At 51.5% G+C, this 20366-nt stretch carries 12 protein-coding genes, 1 tRNA gene and 1 pseudogene; 5 read left to right on the top strand and 9 right to left on the bottom strand.

The genetic code is table 11. The annotated features are described in order from the left end of the window. Nucleotides 1-241: 241 nt before the first annotated feature. From POG22_RS00710 to POG22_RS00700, 3 genes are all read right to left on the bottom strand, one after another. Nucleotides 242-2359: an S-layer homology domain-containing protein gene (locus tag POG22_RS00710; protein WP_498903055.1), complete on the bottom strand. Its 2118-nt coding sequence runs from the start codon at nt 2357-2359 to the stop codon at nt 242-244. Nucleotides 2360-2709: 350 nt separating this feature from the next. Next, on the bottom strand, nt 2710-3042 hold the full coding sequence (locus POG22_RS00705) for a cupin domain-containing protein (protein WP_498903057.1): 333 nt from the start codon (nt 3040-3042) through the stop codon (nt 2710-2712). Nucleotides 3043-3114: 72 nt separating this feature from the next. Beyond that, a complete protein-coding gene (locus tag POG22_RS00700; protein WP_498903053.1) occupies nt 3115-4029 on the bottom strand; it encodes a DUF1838 family protein in 915 nt (304 codons plus the stop codon). Nucleotides 4030-4228: 199 nt separating this feature from the next. Here POG22_RS00700 and POG22_RS00695 point away from each other — a divergent pair, with 199 nt between their 5' ends. Further along, the gene (locus POG22_RS00695; protein ID WP_498903052.1) at nt 4229-4690 is read left to right on the top strand and encodes a GNAT family N-acetyltransferase; all 462 of its coding nucleotides are present in this window, start codon (nt 4229-4231) and stop codon (nt 4688-4690) included. A 14-nt stretch (nt 4691-4704) separates the two neighbouring features. On the opposite strand, the gene POG22_RS00690 is transcribed toward POG22_RS00695, so the two are convergent. Then, a complete protein-coding gene (locus POG22_RS00690) occupies nt 4705-6138 on the bottom strand; it encodes a protein kinase domain-containing protein (protein ID WP_498903051.1) in 1434 nt (477 codons plus the stop codon). Between the two features lie 300 nt (nt 6139-6438). On the opposite strand from POG22_RS00690, the gene POG22_RS00685 reads away from it, so the two are divergent. Continuing rightward, nucleotides 6439-6523, top strand: a tRNA-Leu gene (locus tag POG22_RS00685). A gap of 927 nt (nt 6524-7450) precedes the next feature. Continuing rightward, nucleotides 7451-9391, top strand: coding sequence for a DNRLRE domain-containing protein (locus POG22_RS00680; RefSeq protein ID WP_498903050.1), 1941 nt, complete (start codon nt 7451-7453; stop codon nt 9389-9391). Between the two features lie 229 nt (nt 9392-9620). On the opposite strand, the pseudogene POG22_RS00675 reads toward POG22_RS00680, so the two are convergent. Continuing rightward, a pseudogene (locus POG22_RS00675) lies at nt 9621-10817 on the bottom strand (RNA-guided endonuclease InsQ/TnpB family protein). Nucleotides 10818-11224: 407 nt separating this feature from the next. Here POG22_RS00675 and POG22_RS00670 point away from each other — a divergent pair. After that, complete coding sequence (locus POG22_RS00670) at nt 11225-13246, top strand: sensor histidine kinase (protein ID WP_498903049.1); 2022 nt, start codon at nt 11225-11227, stop codon at nt 13244-13246. 138 nt (nt 13247-13384) lie between these two features. On the opposite strand, the gene POG22_RS00665 is transcribed toward POG22_RS00670, so the two are convergent. Then, complete coding sequence (locus POG22_RS00665; RefSeq protein WP_498903048.1) at nt 13385-15994, bottom strand: DUF3536 domain-containing protein; 2610 nt, start codon at nt 15992-15994, stop codon at nt 13385-13387. Nucleotides 15995-16513: 519 nt separating this feature from the next. Here POG22_RS00665 and cax point away from each other — a divergent pair. Then, a complete protein-coding gene (gene cax, locus POG22_RS00660; RefSeq protein WP_498903047.1) occupies nt 16514-17593 on the top strand; it encodes a calcium:cation antiporter in 1080 nt (359 codons plus the stop codon). Nucleotides 17594-17862: 269 nt separating this feature from the next. Here cax and POG22_RS00655 read toward each other — a convergent pair whose 3' ends face one another. The 3 genes from POG22_RS00655 to nadA all read right to left on the bottom strand — a co-directional run bounded on the left by POG22_RS00655 (nt 17863) and on the right by nadA (nt 20269). Next, the gene (locus tag POG22_RS00655; protein ID WP_498903046.1) at nt 17863-18882 is read right to left on the bottom strand and encodes an energy-coupling factor transporter transmembrane component T family protein; all 1020 of its coding nucleotides are present in this window, start codon (nt 18880-18882) and stop codon (nt 17863-17865) included. A gap of 21 nt (nt 18883-18903) precedes the next feature. Beyond that, nucleotides 18904-19134, bottom strand: a complete 231-nt coding sequence (locus POG22_RS00650) for a hypothetical protein (RefSeq protein ID WP_498903044.1) — start codon at nt 19132-19134, stop codon at nt 18904-18906. Between the two features lie 163 nt (nt 19135-19297). After that, nucleotides 19298-20269, bottom strand: a complete 972-nt coding sequence (nadA, locus tag POG22_RS00645) for a quinolinate synthase NadA (protein WP_498903043.1) — start codon at nt 20267-20269, stop codon at nt 19298-19300. Nucleotides 20270-20366 lie beyond the last annotated feature (97 nt).

The following is a 20366-nucleotide window of genomic DNA, read 5'->3' as shown; positions in this document are numbered from 1 at the left end:
TTACAGTACAATGGACGTGAATGGTTAAACTGGCTAACGAAACCCAAGTTAGTAAGTTTGCCTAAAACTCCAATTGAATTGGAATTTTGGCGGTGGGACACACCGTTACAGCCTGTGAAGCGAGTGTAAGACTTGAAGGATTTCGATCCGGAGAGCAACTGCGAAAAACTCGAGAGAGAAGGAAGCAGGAACCCAATTCGCGAGGTTTGGGAATCACCGTCCTTCCAGGGCGGTGAGGATGTCAACTCAATTCCAACGCTTTGTAAATCGTCACGGCCACCTCGGCGCGGGTCATGTCTTCTAAGGGGCGCAACTGGTGGGGATCGGGGTGGTTGACGACGAGGCCGGCGGCGGTGGCTTGGGCGATCGCAGGAACGGCGTAGGCAGGTATGGCGGCGCGATCGCGGTAAACGGACAAGACCTCGGAACCGACACTCTCGTTGAGGTTTAAACCGCTGACGATCGCGAGAAACGCCTGTAAGCGGGTGACGTTTTGACCGGGGCGAAACGTCCCGTTGGGAAATCCCGTCATGAAGCCCATTCGGTTGGTTTTGACGATCGCCTCGTAACCCCAGAAATTTTGCGGTACGTCGAGAAAGACTTGGGCGTCGCGGATGAAGGGGCGATCGAAGGATTGGGCGAGTATGGCGGCAAATGCCGCCCGCGTGAGGGGAATATCGGGGCGAAATTGATGGTTTCCGACTCCGGCTACGATACCGCGATCGAACAAACTTTCGATGTACGGTTCGGCCCAATGTCCCGCAATATCCACCAATCCCGTCGGCGTAACGGGTTTTTCCGGGGCGAGAGTTTTCTCGAAGGTTGCCAAAAACTCGGCAAACTCCGGTTGTGCGATCCCGAAAACTTTCGGTAATTTTTGCTGGCGTTTCAAGACGTCCCGTACTTCTGAATTTGAAATCTCGGAAAGCTGTCTTCCCTGACGTAACGCCAACGCCGCCGCAATCCCCACCCCTTGACCGACACCGACGTTAAACTCGACGATACGTCCGGCGGAAGAGGCGTATCCTTCAAATCCCGAGGCGGGACTCACCACCGCTAAATTCGGCACGTCGCGGATTTGGGCGTGGCCGATACCGATATTAAACAGGGGTTTGGTATGGACGCTGATACTTTGATAGCCCCGATCTAAAGCTTTTCGTCCCAATCCTTCGATGCCACCGCGCACGTCGAAATGATAGCCGAAGGTTCCCAGAGCTTCGCCAATATCGACGCCCCCTTTTAGCATTTTCGCGCCGCTGAGAGGAGAGACAACCCCGGTCACGTTTCCGGCGTGGCGGATGTAGAGTTCTGGGGCTGGGGTCACGTCCCTGGCACCGAGATATTGTTGGAACCACCGCCGCACGTTTTGGAATTCTTTTAACATGGCGGGGGTGGGTTTGGCATCGTTACGGGCAAGGGCTTCGGCTTCTGACCCGGTGACGAAAAACAGTAGGGAATTCCACGACAGGCGATCGTTGGAGAGAACGGCGACGTTGCCGTTGTCGAGGAGAAATCCGGTGTTTTTGAGGGAAAAGGGTTTGTTGCGGTGGCCGTGGTAAGCGATGCTGAGGGCGCGACTGCGAACGTCGATAAAGTCGCGATCGCTGTAGAGAGTCAGCCAGTTTCCGTCTTTGTCGGTGAGGCTTTGGCGAAGCCAGTTGGCAAGGCTGTCGCTCCCGCCAGAAGCGGCTTTGAACCAGTATTTGCCGATGCTGTTTCCGGGGGTGGTGAGGTGTTTGAAATAGCTGGCTTCGACTTGTTTGAGGCGGGAAATGCTGAGGCCGTGGGTTTGGAAGCAGAGGGTGACGGGAAGTTCGGCTTCAGGGAGTCCGAAGGTGGCGAAACCGGCGAGTTTTGTGACGCCTGCGGCTTGGGCGAGTTCGGCGTTGACGGTGGCGTCGATAAACTGTTGAGCGAAGTAGGTATCGCCCCGTGTCAGGTGAATGCCGGAAATGCGGTTTCCGGTTTTGAGGACGCGATCGATCTCGATGTTACTGAGGACGTAAGCCCCGACTTCTGACAGCATTCGCCGCAATGCGGCATCGGCGGCTTGGGGATCGAGGGCAATCCAATCGACACCCGCGCGATCGAGGAATTCTCGGTAAATGCTGGGAGGATCGCCGAAGGTGTCCAGGTTGTAGCGTTGGCGGATGTCGTAGGGAATGCTGCTACGATCGAGATAGGAAAGTTCGCCCCGGACTAAATGACCGCCGAGTCCCAAGTTGGCGTTGCTTTGGGTCATGACGAGACTACGGGGGAACTGACCGGTTTGTCGGTGGTATTCCCGTGCGGCACTGACGAGTCCGAGAATTCCTGGCACTTCGTCTCCGAAAACGATAAAGTCGAAGGTCTGAGACATCGAACGAGTTGAATGGAGTGAATTTAAGGGATAGATGGGGGCGATCGTACGTTAAAATTCTATCGTATTCAATTTTTTTTGGGTTTACAAGTTTACTCTATTTTGAGAGAAAATACTTCGTTTTTTTATTTGCAAGATTTGATTTTAGCTAAATTATTGAATTAAATACCTTTTAAAATTTAAGTAAAGTAAACATCGCCCAATCAGTTCTTGCAAAGTGACAACTCCAAAAATGAGAAACTGTCGCGTCGGATAATTGAATACCAATTTAGTCGTGCGTCTAGCTGGCGTTAACTATATCAAAAGGTAGGCATTGCCCACCCTAAAAGAGTTTAAAAAATCCAGAAGACTTACTTACGAAAGTGCCGAAAATTTCCATGAACCGCTAACCAAATACAGGGCGGCTCGACGCTAGTATAGTCAACACGATGTTTCGTCCGAGCGGGAATTAACAAATAATCCCCACGTTTCAACTTGACTTGAGACCCGTCTTCGTAAGAAACGATCGCCTTTCCCTGTAACAACACCACCCATTCATCGCGGTTTTGGTCGTACCACTGACCGGGTGGCGTCGTTTGTCCGGTGGAGACGATGCGTTCGATGAGGGTATCGTTTCCCGTCACGAGGGGTTCGAGGAGTTCGCTGTCGGGGAGTTCCGAGGGGAGGTTGAAGATATTCGACATGACACCGCGATCGCTTCGATACTGCGATCGTAATAGCATTTTTTCGAGACGAGGGTGCGCGATCGATACATTTCACTCCTGAGATTGACGTTCGAGATAATCGCGAAAATTCGTCCAGGTGGTTTGATTGGGGCGATCGTCGTCCAGTGGCGGAGGATTTTGATACAGGGAAAATCGATCGGCAATTTGCCCTCGTAGAGGTTCGGGAAAGTTCTGCCAAGCGTCTACTCGCGTCCCAGCAGCGTTAAACACCAATTCTCCCGGTCGGCTTCCCATTTCCATCCACGGCAACCAGGGAGAAATTCGACTCCAGCTTACGGAAACGGTGGATGTTGCTGCGTCACCCGTTAGTAAAGCTTGCCGGTTTGCCGAAAAATTAAACATTTCCATTGCATGGTAATGACCCCCCATGTAAGCCTGATACTCGTTACCCAAAGGGTTGGGATAGAACAGCGGAATAGTGAAGGTAAGGAAAAGGAGATCGCCGTTTCCGAGAGGTTGAAAATTGAGGCGTTGTCCGGTGGTTTCGACCCAAAAGGTAGAATTGACGGGATCGTTCGCCACTGGAATCACCGTGTTGATTTTCTGAGTCCAGGGATTTTCCCAAGTGTCTGAGACGGCGTCGGTTTCGGGATCGAGATACAACATCACTTCCCGCGTCACTTGACGAAACCCCACCGATCCGGTTTCTGAGGTTAAGGAAACACAGGCACGCGCACTCATGCCTTGAACGTCGAACAAATGGCGATCGCGTTCGCCAGGGACTCGGCTGTAGACTTCTCCTTGCCACAGGAAATAGGTTGTCTGACCGTCTTCTAGGGAACAGGATATTTTACGAAATGCAGTCAGTGCGTCTTCGGGTCGGTCTAACTCGAGGGGTGAAGCGGCGATCGCACTGGCACCGACTGACATCACTGAGATACCTGTGGAAAGGGTTGTCATTAGCGATCGCAGTAGCATGGTATCCCCCTTGAGTTCTCGTCCCATTATCGAGGATTCGATCGTACCACTGACCGGGTGGCGTGGTGGGTCTCGTCGAGACGATCCGTTCGATAAGGGTGTCGTTTTCCGTGACGAAGGGTTCGAGGAATGCGCTGGCGGGGAGTTCCGATGGTAGGTTAAAGATATTCGCCATGACACCGCGATCGCTTCGATACTGCGATCGTAATAGCAGTTTTCCGAGACGATGGCTTTTCCCCCAGCATCCAATCTACGACGCGCCACGCCAGAGGATTTACCCACTGTTCGCGGCTTGGTGTTGCGATCGCTCCTCGACCCGACTCAACTGCGATGGTCGCAATTTTGGGTTTTAGAACACCAGAACGACATTATCGCCTGCGGCCAGTTGCGGGAGTTCGACGGCGTTCAGGAGTTGGGAAGTTTGGTCGTCTCGCGGCGTTGGCGACAGCGGGGAATCGGAACGGCCATGGCGCAACATCTCATCGAAGAAGCAACGAAACCCTTGTATCTCGACTGTTTGGGAACGCAACTTCGAGGGTTTTACGAAACTTTGGGATTTGTGGAATTGAACCTGTCGGAGATTCCGCCTCAGCTACAGACGCGATACGGAGTTTTGGGACTGTTGAAAACGGTGGTGCGGCTTCCGTTATTTTTTATGGAATATCGGGATGGAATATGCCGCGATTAGACATTGAACGCGTCTCACGTTTCCTCGCATTCGGCGAATTTATCGGACAACGCCGCCATATGTCGCCATAATTCTAATCCTCCCGCCCAGGTTCGCGAGGGGAGATGACCGACAGGCGCTCTCAGATTGAATTTGAAGGTTTGAGAGGGCGATCGCGATTTGGCTACCGGCCACCCCACGCGATCGCAAAACTCAGGATAGTCGCGATCGACCGCTTCGTAAATCTGTCGTTGAACGCTAAACCCAAACTTGCGGTTGGAGTACTTCACCCACAGGCGATCGATCGTCTGCAAATCCTCACAAGGAAGTTTGGCGATTTCTCGATAGGCGAGATATCCCGCCGTGGAACGACGCACTAGAAAACACAGCAATTTATGCGTCAGGCGATCGCTCTCTTTCCACTTCCGCTTCACCAGCAAGTCTCGCAGTTCTGTATAATCGACCCCGACTTCAGAAATTAAGCGATCGGGAGTCTTGGGAACCGGACGCAACAGTGTATCGAGGATCGATCGCTTGGGAGGAGGCGCGAGTTTTCCTTTCGGATGGGATTTGACGGGTTTCGGTTGCAGCGGTTGTAAGTCTTGCAACATGGCTTTCGCCGATCGATAGCGTCGTTCGAGAGGAGTTTCGATCGCTTTATCCAACACCAACCCCAGTTGTGGCGAAATGCGAACGCCGTTGGGGAGAAACTGACGCCAACGCCAACACCCGCGAACGATGTCGTAAAGTTCCATCGGAAGCATTCCCGTCAGCAACCGCAGACAAGTCACGCCGAGACAGTAAATATCGGTGGCGGGAAACGCCTGACCCCGCATTTGTTCGGGAGCCATATATTCGGGACTTCCGATCGCCGTTCCGGTTTGCAATAACGCCGTTTCCGTAACAACCTTCGCCACGCCGAAATCGATGAGGACGAATTCGTTGCTATCCCGCCGCCGCATGATGTTTTGGGGTTTGACGTCCCGGTGAATCGCCTGTTTTTCGTGGACGTATTGCAACACGGGAAGTAAATTTTCGAGGAGTTGGCGAATTTGGACTTCGCTAAAGGTTCCTTTTTCTTTGAGTTCGTCAGCGAGGGTTTCTCCGTCGATCCACTCTTGCACGAGATAGAGTTGGTTGTCTTGCTCGAAATGTGCCAGAAGTGTGGGAATTTGGGGATGTTGACCGAGATTGTCCAGGCTGACGGCTTCGCGATCGAACAGTTCGAGCATCTTTTTCCCGATGGGAGAGTCGCGATCGAACGGATGGAGTTGTTTGACGACGCAACGAGGTTTGGAGGGAAGATCTTCGTCAACGGCGAGGTAAGTTTTACCAAATCCCCCCTGTCCGATAGGTTTGAGAACGCGGTAGCGATCGCGCAACAGCAGCTTCGTTCCGCAATTCGTGCAAAAATCACCGTCACCGGGGTTGCGGGGTTGGGTGCAGTAAGGATTGATGCAGTGACTCATCGTTGTTTGTTTTCCGTGGCGATCGCTCTCCTCGCTCGTCTGTCATAACACAGTTGGAATAGTTGACAGGTGGCCGTTGATGTCGTTTTAACGGATACGGTATTCTCGAGAACGACTCGGTGTTTTCGGACTCTGTCTTCTTTGGAGATGGGGAAGTGAGGGTGTTTGGGAGGCGATCGTGATTTTCGATCGTTCTGGGATACTCCACTGACATTTTTGCCAAAAGGGGTTGCCAAAATCACCTCAAAACTGTTTTAATAGGGAGATATGCGCGTAACGCGCAAACCGAAGAACGGATTCGGGGGTGTGGCGGAATGGTAGACGCTACGGACTTAAAATCCGTTGACTGGTGACAGTCGTGTGGGTTCAAGTCCCACCACCCCCATTTACAGTAAGCCGCAAACAGTGAGCATCGAGCAGTTTTGAGCGACGGTTACTGTTTGTGTATTGTTGCGATTAGAAGTTAAACGCTGTCGATCGAGCGTAAAATTTAGGTTGCGTTTTAGGCTTGCGGTGTTTGTGGAGATCGATACGCGAATCCAGCAGGACAACGTATCGCTTAAATTTGGACGTATGGGTGCGATCGCCCTGACCCGCATCAGATCGGGGCGTTTTGCATAAACGTCTTACGGGAAAGCTACGCTCGTACAAACGATCGGAGAATCGCTCCAACGGAGAGAGAGCGCACTGTAGCGGAATTTTCTAACGAGCCGAGTTGAGTCTGTTGCGGTTGTCGTTCCTTCTCCAGACCTTAAAGATTGAAAATTAACATATAGACAGTCAATGCGATCGCCCAACAATCAGAATATTTTTTAAAAAATTAGCGATCGCTCACACACATTAGCCCAAAATATTCATAGTCAGCAGACTGGTTTTGGAGTGAGCTTTTTAGAGAAAAACACTTGACAAAAATGCGAATAAAGGTAACGATTTTCGATCGGCTTAAATTGTCCGTGATAGAGTTGTCGCGTAAGGAAAAGATACTTAGACTTAAGCCATTAAAGCTCGACGAAAGGCTTTTGTTTAGTATAACAATTTAGGTAATATACAGTCATTTTTGTTATATTTTTTAATTTTTGAAATGCAAAAATTACCTAAATTAAATAAATTGAAAATAAACTGCGATCGCTGAGTTCGATACAAATTCAACAAATCGGTAGATCGTAAAACAAAATCACAAACTATAAAACTACACCAAAAAAACAACAAAATCGAAATCTCACAACATCTTAAAAACCCTAAAAGCCATACAAGTCGGACGAAAAAAACAAAATCGAAAGACATCCTATCGAAAAAAGAGGGGGGTTACATCATGAATACACTCACCTTCGATTTAGACTTTACAACACAAGACCAAAGCCCTTGGCACAATGGAGATGCATTTAATTTTTTAGACAGCCGATTTCTGGGGGTAGATTGGGACAAAACACTATCCCAAAAAATCGGATCTAAAAATATCTTCATCCGACCTTCCATTGCCAGTACTGGAAAAATTGGTTTGCAGTCTGATTTACAAATTCAGGGCGGTCTTGTCAACGCATCGCTCCCTGTCGATTTATGGATTCAAGTTCCCGATCTCGTTAAATCGGGAGATTTGGTGACAATTAAATCGGGGTTTGCGTTAGATAATGCAGCTACGTTTTCAACCTTGAGTCCAGATGCTTCCTATTCTCTCGATGCAATTTTTGGCATGAATGCAGAAGCCAGCATCGCCGGAAAAGCACTCTTCAAACGCTCTCAGTTTGACTGGAAAATCTTTGATTGGAATTTACCTGAAAAAACGACCGATCTTGTCGATCTCAATGCAGCAGGTAGTGACATTAAAATTCCCTTAAACGATTTTGGCAATATTGAATTGAGCCTACCAAAAATCGACACAACAGGGAATTTGACTGCTCCAAATACACTCTCGTCATCAGGAAGCGATACTTTTCTTGAAGCAGAACTTGACTTAGACGGTATCGCGACTACGATCCTTCAAAAAGTTGGCGTTCCAGTTCCTCCGCTCGAAAAACAATGGTCTAAGGAATTTTTTGGAGGATTCATTAAATTAGGCGGTGGCTACAACCTTTTAGACGTTGATATTTTACCCGAACTCAACTTCAGTCAAGACTTCAATTTGACCACAGAGGCACTGTCGGGAAATTTGACGCTAGAAAATGGGGATGTTCTCAATTTCGAGATCGGACAAGATTTGACGTTTGCCGTTCCCGATGGCGTCGGTGACACGTTAGAGCTAGATGCTGTTCTCGACCTAGACACGGACTTCACGAATACGACCACGCTAGGCTACGATGTCGATTTGGGTTTAGAAGCGTTGTCTTTAAACGGACAAGTCAAAATTGATTTCAAACGGTTGAAAGACATCGATCGAAGCTTCAGTTTAGGACCTGCCTTGAAGAAACGCTACAACTTGTTAGACGGAGACGTTATCGATGTCTACGATCGCACGTTCGATCTAGGAGGTTTAAACTCCCAAACCTTGAGCTTTAATATTCCAGTTGAAGAAGGAACGCAACCGCCTGCCAATTCGCTGACTCTCGGCGCATCCGCCGATACCTATATTCGTACCGATCTCGATACCAGGCGCAACGATAACTACGGGAAGCAACACTTTATTTCAGTGGGAACCTCTCGTGGAGGTGGAGGGATTCCTTTTGGACATCCTGATGCCATACGATCGCTCGTCCGCTTCGATTTCGACGAAGCGTTTGAAGATCCTCCCGATGCGATCTCCAAAGCCACGTTAGAGCTAACCATTCAAGATTTTAGTGACGGTTCCAACTCCGATCGCTATACCGTAGACGTACATCACATCGATCCCTTAACTGGAATGGAAAACGGCGATGAAGGGTATGGAGAAGGTGGAACCTGGAACGAAGGAAATGGCTTTGAAGGCTCTCCCGCACCGAGCGGAGCAGTCGATCCCGATACCGCATTTGGCGTAGCTTGGATGGGTGGCGGAGTCGATGGCGAAAATAACGAAACTCAACCCGATTTCGATTCCCTCATTGTTGCGAGTGCCACGATCGATCGCAACGTTCACACCATTGGAGACGTAATTCGTTGGGACGTTACGCCACTGGTTCGAGATTGGCTCGACGGAACCGTTCCCAATCATGGAATGATGCTCGTTGACGAAACGCAAAATCCAGATAACTCGTTCCGAGCCGTTCAGTTTGGCTCGCGCGAAGGTCTCTCCTCGGGCTTACCGAATGCTGTGGCAGAACCCACATTAATTTTAGAGTGGTAGTCGAACGACGCGGGCGATCGAGTGCGATCGCCCGCCATATTGAGAAGTGTCTCGGCGTGCCAAAGCGAGCCAGAACCGTAGAGGTTGGGGCTTGAGATGGCGCGATCGTGCCGCTACGACATCCACCCCCCACTTTGTCAGCGAAGATAGCGGACAATATCTTGTGTGTCCTCTCGTTTCACGATCGCCTTCTACATCATGACCGTATCAGAGCTTCAAGCGCTACGGGTTAGTAAACTAACCGACGAGTAAAGCTTTCACATACAGCGCGGGCTTTCAGCAGCCCTTCATCTCTTGCACAAGACAAAAGATGAGAACCTCCAGGCCGGTTTACAGAGCGGCCCCATTTCTGAATCATCAAAGCACCATTGAGATCGGCGTCTCCAGTCCAGCCACATCTAGAATTAGAACACTTAAAACTTTTGTGGGTTCTCACCCCAATCTGGTTGCAGCAGTGGCAAGTTTGCGAAGTATAAGCCGGAGGGATAGCCATCACTTTCACCCCTTCTTTAATCCCCTTGTATTCGAGAAAGCATCTTAACTGATAAAAAGCCCAAGAATTAGAGCGTCTCCGCTCGGTTTTGCTCCTAGGCTTTTTATTTGTCCGCTCTCGAATTCCGGTTAAATTCTCCACTGCCACTACTGAGTTAGACTGCTTAGCCTCCTCGATAATACTTTTGCTGATATTGTGGTTCAGCCAAGCTTGGAATCTTCTTTCTCTTCCCGATAACCGTCTCAAGACCTCTCGACACCTGCGCCGAGTTGACCTCGTGCCTTGGGAAGCTTTCTTTTGAAGAGAAGCCCTAACCCGACTGTATTTATCTCTAATGTCTTTAATTCCTTTGCCGTCCCAACCCCGATTTGTGGAAGTTTTAGCAATTTCCCTTCTTCCCAAATCTACCCCGATTGCGTTGTCGGTTTTAGAGGGCTTCGGAGGTTCCGACTTAAGTTGGATGTGCGCGTACCAATCTCCATCTCGATGGAGACAGATTTGGGCGGAAGTGGGGGTTTTTCCTGTGAGCTTTCCACGATGATAGTTGCTGGCTCAGATCTGAACTCTCAGGCGCTTTCGGGTCGTGCTAACACTAATCGTCCAGTCCTTCTCGAAAAAGGAAAAAGTTCTAGCATCGCCATCAAAGCTGGTTGGCTTAAACCCTTTAACCTTTCTACCTTTCTGCTTGGCTGTTAAGCGATTAGCCGCTACTCGCGCACAAGCTCGAACAACGTGATTGGCACTTAATCCAAACTTCTCCTTAACTTCGTGGTAGCAAACAGCTTGAATCGAGTTGCGGTTGGTCAGTTTTGGGTTGACCGTGGTATTAATCCAGTTACACGCCGAGACAAAAGCGTTGGCTGTTTCGGCAAGGATTTCCCGTTGCGACTCAGTAACTTCAAGCTTTACAACCAGTGTTAAGACTTGTTCCACAACCACCCAAATCTCACTCCTATGAGATAGTACCACAACCTGCACGTCTTAAGGTGCTTCGCTGTTGAGTTTATTGGTCGCAATTCCTCTGGACACCTTAATGGTGCAGAAAAGTCCTGAAACCCTTGTTAGAAAAGATATCACCGTATTAAAGGGTTGACCGCAAAATCCCAGATCGGTAAATGGCTGCCGGAGATCCCCAGCATCTCCAAGATGCCGGGGATCTGACTTGAATCCTAATACATATTTTATGTGTTTTGTCAATCCCCCGATCTCGAAAAGTTTTCTGCACCACTGAGCTCTGGACACTCATCCTAACGGATAGAGTGCCAGCCTCCTTGCGACATTAAGGTGAAACAGGAGGCGTATAGTGAAGTAAGACCAATTCGTGTTTTCCCTAGGAGGGTATGTCCGCTTTTTGGCAAACGAGACGACAACTCGGGTGGCGTATTGTGGCGTTAGCTGCGGTTTATGCCGTCGTAACGTCCTCGATCTCCTCGATTCCGAGCGATCTTGTCAAAACAGCACTGGTTGGTGTTCCTCCGGGTCTGGCGTTGGCGGCTCTCCTCCTACAATCGCGATCGCTGTGGGTGGGGGTATTGCTGGGGGCGCTGGTTAGCGTGTGGTTTCAGGAGTTACCCCCCGCACTCGCCCTCGAATGGGCTTTCAGTCAAGCCTTACAAGCCTGGTTGGGGGCAACGTTGCTGACGAGCATGAAATTTCGGACGACCCTAGAACGATTGCGGGACATTGGAGGACTGGTCGTTTTAGGCGGTATCTTGGCAACCTTCGTCAGTACCACCCTCGATGCGACGGCGATCGCGGGATGGGGTAACAGCGAGCAGTTTCGCTCTTGGGAACTGTGGTGGACGCTGTGGTTGGGAAAAGCCACAGGAATCGTCACGGTTACACCTGTCTTTCTCGCCTTAGTCGATCGCCGCTACGATTTGCGATTGGGGGGGGTGCAGCGAGGACGCCGATGGCGCAAACTCGAAATCCTCGCAGTGTTCTTACTGACGGTAGCGGTGGGGTGGGTGGTGTTCTGTTCGCGAACGCGAACCTCGAACTACACCGTTCCGTTGGAATACTTGCCGTTTCCCATTTCCATGTGGGCGGCGTTGCGTTTCGGTAAACGGGGAACTGTTTTAATTAACCTGACGATCGCCACCATGGCCGTCTGGGGAATCGCCCGCAACAGCAGCCCGTTTCTCATCGCAAACGTAGGAGCCGCACAGTCGATCTTATCGTTGCAGATGTTCGTCGCCACGATCGCCGTCACCTCCCTCGTACTGGCCACGGAAATCGCCGGACGCCAACGAGCCGAACTGTCGTTAAAACAAAGTCAAGCACGACTGGCAAACGCCCAACGCCTCGCCGAATTGGGAAGTTGGGATTTCGATCGCCTCACACACGAAATGCGATGGTCCGAGCGAACGTACCAAATTTTCGGCTGCGTTCCCGAGTCGTTTCGTCCCTCCCGCCAAGCTTTGATGCAGTTCGTTAGCCCCGACGATCGCGATCGCGTCGAGGAAGCTTACACAGCCATGTTGTTAGAGCGAAAACCGTTCTGTCTCGATTACCAAATTCAAACTTGCTTTGGGGAAGAACGCATCGTGCGCGAACGAGCGGAATGTCGAGAACTCTATGCGATCGGAACGTTGCAAGACGTGACCGAACTCAAGCGATCGGAAGAACTGCTGCAAGCCAAGGAAGCCGCCGAAGCCGCCAACCGCGCCAAAAGTGCCTTTCTCGCCAACATGAGTCACGAGTTACGAACGCCCCTCAACGCCATTATCGGGTATAGCGAACTTCTCCAAGAAGAAGTCACCGATTTCGGCGATCTCGAACTCGTTGAAGACGTGCGCCGCATTCACGAAGCAGGACGTCACCTGTTGGCACTGATCGGCGATATTTTAGATGTCTCCAAAATCGAGTCGGGTCACGCCGAGGTGCAGATCGAACCGCTCGATTTACCTACGCTGCTCGACGAAGTGGCGGTCAAAGTGATGCCGTCGGTGTTAGAAAACAACAACGTTCTGCACGTCTGCTGTGCGGAGAACATCGCCGAGTTGTACGCAGATGGGATGCGAGTTCACCAAATTTTGTCGAACCTATTAAGCAACGCGACGAAATTTACCCGCGACGGCACGATTTGGCTGACGGTCGATGAAATAACCGAAAAGACCCCCGAACGCATTCGCTTTCAAGTCATCGATACGGGAATTGGCATCGATCCCGAGGAACACGATCGCATCTTCGATCCGTTTTTTCAAGCAGACACCTCCAGTACTCGGCAACATGGCGGAACGGGACTGGGACTGTCACTCGCCCGCCAGTTTGCCGAACGCATGGGGGGAAATCTCACCGTCGAGAGCGAATTAGGAAAAGGAGCGACGTTTACGCTGGAGTTACCGCTTTCTACCAGGTGAACAGTCACCAGTCGCCAGTTAAGACAGGGAATAGGGAATAGGGAAAAGTGTTTTCCTCTCTTCCCCTCTTCCTCTCTCCCCCTCTTCCCCTCTTCCTCTCTCCCCCTCTTCCCCTCTTCCTCTCTTCCTCTCCCTCTCTTAACTGCACCAAACCGTGGTATCGATACCGAGGGAATTGCCGAGTTCTAACAAGGCGCTCAGGGTGTCGGGAACGGCGGCGAAATTCAGCTCGACAGCGGTTAACATCGGACACCAGTTACCCACGTGACCGTGCAACCAGTTGTAATACAATTCCTGAACGCGATCGAGAGACAAGCCCAATTGCAGTTTTTCAGCCAGTCGAACGAGTTTGTCGATCTCAAGGACGCGATCGAGACTTCCGGTGAAATCGTCAGCGTGCAACACGTGCCATAGGGTTCGCCAAATCAACTGTTCGAGGGACTGTTTCGCCTCCGGTACGTTGAGGTGACAGCGCAAACTGACGGCTTCGGTGGCGATCGCCTCCAATTCCACCCAGTAGTCTTTTTTCAACGGGCGATCGGCCAAGCGTCCCACCTGCTGCACCAAACCGCGCACGGCTTCGAGACAGCGTTGGCTGAGAGCGATTTCTGCCGCCACTTGTAACTCGCGCGGTACGGGTAAATCGTTGCGCTGGAAGGCTTTCAACACGCCGTAGTTTTCCCGATACACCTGAGCGTAGAGGCGATCGAGCCGTTTGAGGGTTTCCCGTTCGATTTGATGGATCACCCGCTCTTCTTCTTCGGCGAACAAGTCGGACAAGCCGAAGGTTTTCCCGTCGAAGTAGTGATTCATCGTCAAGATGGTTTGCGCCGCACTCGTCGATTCCAATGCCTCGAACAACGCCTGGGATTTTTGACGGTATTCTAAGCGACCGGCAAACGGTTGAATGCAGCAGTGGAAATCTAAACTTCCCAGGTGCAACACCGCAAAGCTCAAATTCAGGGTTTCCCAGGTGATTTCTGAGGTCAGTTGCAGTTGACCCACCGCCAAGGTCAGAGTTCCCATGCGCTGGAGTTGGTAGTCCAGTTGTCGCGCCTGGTAGCAGTACACCCGCTGTTCGGGGTGGTAGGGCTGGAACAGGGAACTGATGGCGTAGTGGGCGGCGATTTGTTCGAGGCTGACTTGGGCGGGTTTGACGTTGTGAACGTATACCGCCGCCCCGTCTTTGAAGAAGGGAACGTTACTCGGGGCTTGGGCTAACCGCTGTACGAATTCCGGTTCGAGATCGCACCCCGTTACCTGTCCGGCCAGTTCGATCGCTCGTGCGGCGTACCGTAAAATCTGCGTCCCTTCAGGGCGGGACAGTTCCTCGAAGAACCAACCGCAACTGGTGTACATCAACAGGCTGTGTCGCTGCATTTCCAGCAGACGCAGGACGTCGATTTGTTCTTCGGCGTTGAGGGCGTGTCGTTGGTGACGGGACAGGAACGCGGCGACGTTTTCTTTCGAGCGATTTTTCAACACCCCGATGTACTCGTCCCGTGCGACCCAAGGATCGCGCAACAAGCGCCCTGCTTCTCGTTCGTAGAGGTCTACCAGGCGATCGCGCAACCAATCGAGGCTATCTCGCAGGGGGCGACGCCATTTCTGCTGAGTTCCGCCGCCGCCGCCACAGCCACAGTCGTCTCGCCAGCGCTCGACCCCGTGAGAACAACTCCAAGCGGTGACGGGTTTGAGTTCGCATTCCCACTGCGGCGGGTTTTGACTCAGGTAGTGGCCGTAATTCGTCACCGTCCAATCCCGGTTGGGGAATTCCTGGGTGAAGCTGTAGGCGATACATTTTTCGGTTCCGCCTTTATGGTGGCCGAAGGTTTCGCCGTCGGTCGCGACCGAAATCAGTTGTGCGGGACGGCGATCGCCGTGAACGGCCATCCCCAACCGACCGGCTAGGGTGTTGGCGTTGGACAACAAGTCGTTAAAGCCGATGTCTCGAGAAATCGGCCCGTCGTAGAAAAAGATGTCGATGTAGGGACGGGTGGAATCGGGCTGTCCGTCTGCGTTTTTCAGGTAGCAGCGATAGGGACGAGTCGGATCGATCTGTCCGCCGCCAACTTCGTGCCAATCGGGATCGGGAGTATCTTCGTCTGGTAATACCCGACAGCGTTCGACTTGAGACGGGGCGAGAATCAGGAACTTGATACCTTCGTCGATGAGGGCTTCGAGGGTCGGGTAATCGACGGCGGTTTCTGCCAGCCACATTCCTTCGGGATCTCGTCCGAAGTGGGATTTGAAGTCGGCTTTCCCCCAGCGAATTTGAGTGCGTTTGTCGCGATCGTTGGCTAGAGGAAGGATGATGTGGTTGTAGACTTGGGCGATGGCGTTGCCGTGGCCGTCGAGGCGATCGCAACTGCGGCGATCGGCTTCGAGGATGCGTTCGTAGACTTCCAAGTCGTACCGCGCCAACCAGTTCATCAGGGTCGGCCCGATGTTAAAGCTGAGATACTCGTAGTTATTGACGATTTCGACCACTTCGCCGCGATCGTTGAGAACTCGGGCGAAGGCGTTGGGACGATAGCATTCGTAATGGATGCGTTCGTTCCAATCGTGAAAGGGACGAGCGCTCGGTTGGTGTTCGATCGCGTCGAGATAGGGGTTTTCTCGCGGCGGTTGGTAGAAATGTCCGTGGAGGGTGACGCACACCCCTTTAGCCGTAACGCGAGGTGCGATCGCTGGAGCGGACTGTCCCTCTGTTGCACCGATGGAGTTAGCTTTGGACGTGAAAGTCATGGGAATTCTCTTCGCTTCTTGCGTTAGTTTTTCGAGCGTTTCGTCACGTTCGCGATCGCCGTGTTTCGTCTTTCGAGATGCAAGGGATCGAGACGACGTGAAATGGCGTGCGATGGGGGTTAAAAGCGGACGAGACACCCACCTCAAATCTTTTGAAGTGTGTTCTCTGTGGCGCTCGAACGACTGAAAAAAAACTTTCCTAAAACGCGACGCTGGACTTTAAGTGTATCGCAGTTTTAATTTGCTTTATTGTACCACTCTCATTATTATTTTCAAATCTTGTAACGAACAATTGCGTTATTTTACAGTTCGTCAACGATCCTAGTTTTTGATGACAAACGATCCCGATCGAAGTCTTTAAAACGGTCAAAGTCAACTTAATTTCCGACTTCGCGGCGATCCCAGCGATCCCGATTTTACGTCGAAGCGGGCGATCGCTTCCAGCAGAACGCCACCAGAATTCAAATCTCCCTTTATGCTGGACGGTGGTATTGCGATCCAACAGCACAACGAAACCCAATGTCCGTCAAAAACTTAATTTTTCTTGCATTGTTGGCGTTCGTCCCCATTTCGATCGCCGCTGAAGTCTTCGAGTGGGGGGACACCTGGATTTTCATCACCGCCGCCTGTGCGATCGTTCCCCTGGCCGCCTGGATGGGAGCCGCCACCGAAGAACTAGCCGTTGTCGTCGGCCCCACCGTTGGCGGACTGCTCAACGCCACTTTCGGCAACGCCACCGAACTGATTATCGCCCTGATTGCCCTGAGAGCCGGATCGATCGAAGTGGTCAAAGCCAGCATCACCGGCTCGATTCTCGGAAACCTGCTCCTCGTCATGGGACTGTCCATGTTCCTCGGGGGTCTGCGGTACAAAGAACAAACCTTTCAATCGGTCATGGCTCGCTTGAACGCCTCCGCCATGAACCTCGCCACCGTCGCGATTTTGATTCCCACCGCCGTCGTCGTCACCTCCAAAGGCATTACCGAACCCACCATTCGCCAACTCTCCAGTGCCGTAGCAGTGGTTCTCATCATCGTCTACGGACTGACCCTGCTATTTTCCATGAAAACCCACGCTTACCTCTGCGACGTGGGAGAAGCCGAACTCGAAACCCATTCTGGCGAAGCGGGAGAAAGACCCAATCCCTGGCTGTGGTCGGGGGTTTTACTGGTTTGTACCCTCGCCGTCGCGTACGAGTCCGAGTTACTGGTCGATTCCTTAGAACCCGCCACTGAAAGCTTGGGATTGACCGCGTTGTTCACGGGAGCGATTCTCGTACCGATTATCGGGAACGCCGCCGAACACGCCACAGCCGTGACTGTGGCTATGAAGAACAAAATGGATCTCTCGATGACCGTGGCTATGGGATCGAGTTTGCAAATCGCCTTGTTCGTCGCTCCCGTATTGGTTTTAGCGGGTTGGGCTTTCGGTCAACCGATGGATTTAAACTTTAACCCGTTCGAGTTAGTCGCCGTCGTCGTCGCTGTAGCTTTAGCAAATTCCGTCAGTTCCGACGGGCGATCGGATTGGTTAGAAGGGGTATTACTCATCGCCACTTACGCCGTCGTCGGCTTAGCCTTCTTCTATCACCCGGTTTAATGGCAGGTGATGAGATGATGATGAGATGAGGGGATGAGGAGAATCGGTAGGGTGGCGTGACGCGGCGAGAAAATGCGATCGAATTCAGGTCAATGGTATTACCGCGTCACGCACCGCCCCAACCGGTTAATGACGAGATGAGAGGATGACGAGATGATAAGATTTCACGTCACTCTTCCCTTTTCCCTCACGAGAACAGAAAAAGTCAAAGCAACTGAATCAGAGATGATAAGATTTCACGTCACTCTTCCCTCTTCCCTTTTCCCTGACTACGCCTCCCATCCCCAGATAACGCGGGCGCCCCAGAAGGCGACTAACAGGGCGATCGCCACGAAATCAGAGACGCGCAAGCGAGACTCGTGCCAGAGGACGCGATGGCGATCGGGACTGGTGAAACCGCGAACTTCCATCGCCGAGGAGATTTGCGCCGCCCTCAACAGTAGGTTTTCGAGTAAGCGTTCGGCGACGACGAGCCAGATTTTTGAGGTTCCGCGAAATCCCAGTTTTTTCCAGTTAATGGCACGAGTTTGGATCGATCGCGAGAGGTTTTGAATTTCTTCTAAGACTAAGGGCAAAAAGCGCAAGGATAAAGTCAGCGTGAGGGCGATTTCGGTCACGGGAAGATCGAACCAACGCAACGGTCGCATGAGGTCTTCTAACCCGTCGGTAATCGCTTCGGGTGACGTGGTCAATAAATAGAGGTTCGTGCTGTAAATCAGCGTAAACAGCAACGTACTAATGCTAACGGCCAGATCGAGAGAATGGCGGGTAATCGTCAACGGCCCGCGATCGAACCATATATAACGATAGTCCGTCGGTTGCGGGAGTTCGGTTAAATCGGGAATTGTTGGAGTGGTAGCGGTATCTGTCGCGTCGCTGGCGTCCTCTTCCTCAACTCCCCAACCAAAGGGATCGTACCAGGGATTGCGATCGGGTTCCTCGGGAACGATCGCCTCTTGTTGGGCGAACGCGAGTTCGTCGGCGGGGAGACGGGGTTGGTGGGTGTCGGTGAGACTGTCTGGGGCGATCGCACCGATGAGAAGTACCGTCAGACAGAAAAACATCAACCATCCCATCTGTTGTCGCCACACCCGCAGGGGAATTGCCGCTGCTAACGTGATGAAAATCAGGAATACTACGAGAGATATACGCCAAATCGGATTTGCTAAAAGTGGCGTGACGAGAAAACTCATCAACCAGACGAGTTTTACCCTGGCATCGAGGTGGTGCAGCCAGGTCACGGGTTTTTCTAGGTACAAGCCTAGGGGGAGAGAACGCAGTAAATCCATTCCGAAATTGTAGCCGATCGCCTAACCGTAAAGCTTTTTCAAAATTTGGGCTAACGCTGAATCCAAATCTTGCAATGCCTCGTCTAGACTACGGTATTGTGAGCGACCTTCCCAAGGCATTCCACCCATATCGAGAGCGCGAACGAACGAGGTCAAAGGACCGTCTGGGTCGTCGCCAAGTTGAATCCATCCGTCATGTTCTACGATCCAACGTTGGATATTGGGATATTTGCGATCGAATGTATCTGTCATCTCAAGGAATACTCAGCCATTTCGTTTGAGTTCTCAGACTATTTTAACGGCTATTTTCTAAAAATCAAAAAAGCCTAGATTTATAAAAAATCTGGGCTTCGATCTCATTCTGAATTTAGGTCAGAAGAACTAACAAAACGAACATATCGCAAACGACGGTCACCTACCGACTCATTTCCAACATTCGTTGAATCGGTTTCAGTGCCGCTTGTCGAATCTCTTCCGGCATGGTAATTTCCGGTTGGCGATACTTCATAGACAGATAGAGTTTTTCGAGAGTATTCAACCGCATATGGGGGCATTCATTGCAAGCACAATTTCCCGTTGGCGGTGCAGCAATAAACTCTTTTTGTGGCATCGCTTTCTGCATTTGGTGAATGATACCGGGTTCGGTAGCGACGACAAACGAGTCTTTTGCACTCTGTTTCGCGTATTTGAGTAACGCCGTTGTCGAACCGATGTAGTCCGCGTGACGCAACACGGGGGGTTCGCATTCCGGATGTGCGATGACTTCCGCTTCGGGGTGTTCGACACGCAGTTGCACGATTTTCTTTTCCGAGAAGTTTTCGTGAACGATGCAGCTTCCGTCCCACAACAGCAAGTCGCGGCCGGTTTGTTCCATCACGTACCGTCCCAAGTTGCGATCGGGGGCGAAAATAATCGGCCGATCTTTGGGGATTTGGTTGACAATATCGACGGCGTTGGAACTGGTGCAAATGATATCGCTCATCGCCTTAATCGCCGCCGTGCAGTTGATGTAAGACACCACGAGGTGGTCGGGATGCGCGGCTTTAAATTGGGCGAACGCCTCTGGCGGACAGCTATCGGCCAAAGAACATCCCGCCGCGAGATCGGGGAGAATTACCAATTTATCGGGGTTGAGGATTTTCGCTGTTTCCGCCATAAAGTGAACCCCCGCAAAGACGATAACGTCCGCGTTGGTGTCGGCGGCTTGACGAGACAACCCGAGAGAATCTCCGATGTAGTCGGCGATGTCTTGGATGTCGGGGTCTTGGTAATAGTGGGCGAGGACAACAGCGTTGAGGTCGCGTTTGAGCGTGGCGATCGCCTCGAACAGATCCTCGGGAAGGTCTGAAACGCGGGTAGTTTGAGGAGAACGTGCAGTGGTAAACACAGTGGCAGCGATATCGTCTTCTTAGATTTAACCTATGGTTAACTGAATTATAGTGGTTTTTACCAAAAATATCTGAAGAGGGGGAGAAGGGGAGAGG

This window comes from Geitlerinema sp. CS-897 (assembly GCF_028368005.1).
GTDB lineage: Bacteria > Cyanobacteriota > Cyanobacteriia > Cyanobacteriales > Geitlerinemataceae > Baaleninema > Baaleninema simplex.
Note: the sequence above shows the minus strand (reverse complement) of the source record. Positions and strands in the feature narration are given on the sequence as shown.

Excerpts from the sequence above, each read along its gene's own strand:
- POG22_RS00690 (WP_498903051.1), bottom strand. The coding sequence starts at position 6,138 with ATGAGTCACTGCATCAATCCTTACTGCACCCAACCCCGCAACCCCGGT.
- POG22_RS00665 (WP_498903048.1), bottom strand. The coding sequence starts at position 15,994 with ATGACTTTCACGTCCAAAGCTAACTCCATCGGTGCAACAGAGGGACAG.
- POG22_RS00705 (WP_498903057.1), bottom strand. The coding sequence starts at position 3,042 with ATGTCGAATATCTTCAACCTCCCCTCGGAACTCCCCGACAGCGAACTC.
- cax (WP_498903047.1), top strand. The coding sequence starts at position 16,514 with ATGTCCGTCAAAAACTTAATTTTTCTTGCATTGTTGGCGTTCGTCCCC.
- POG22_RS00650 (WP_498903044.1), bottom strand. The coding sequence starts at position 19,134 with ATGACAGATACATTCGATCGCAAATATCCCAATATCCAACGTTGGATC.
- POG22_RS00710 (WP_498903055.1), bottom strand. The coding sequence starts at position 2,359 with ATGTCTCAGACCTTCGACTTTATCGTTTTCGGAGACGAAGTGCCAGGA.
- POG22_RS00680 (WP_498903050.1), top strand. The coding sequence starts at position 7,451 with ATGAATACACTCACCTTCGATTTAGACTTTACAACACAAGACCAAAGC.
- POG22_RS00670 (WP_498903049.1), top strand. The coding sequence starts at position 11,225 with ATGTCCGCTTTTTGGCAAACGAGACGACAACTCGGGTGGCGTATTGTG.
- POG22_RS00695 (WP_498903052.1), top strand. The coding sequence starts at position 4,229 with ATGGCTTTTCCCCCAGCATCCAATCTACGACGCGCCACGCCAGAGGAT.
- POG22_RS00700 (WP_498903053.1), bottom strand. The coding sequence starts at position 4,029 with ATGGGACGAGAACTCAAGGGGGATACCATGCTACTGCGATCGCTAATG.
- POG22_RS00655 (WP_498903046.1), bottom strand. The coding sequence starts at position 18,882 with ATGGATTTACTGCGTTCTCTCCCCCTAGGCTTGTACCTAGAAAAACCC.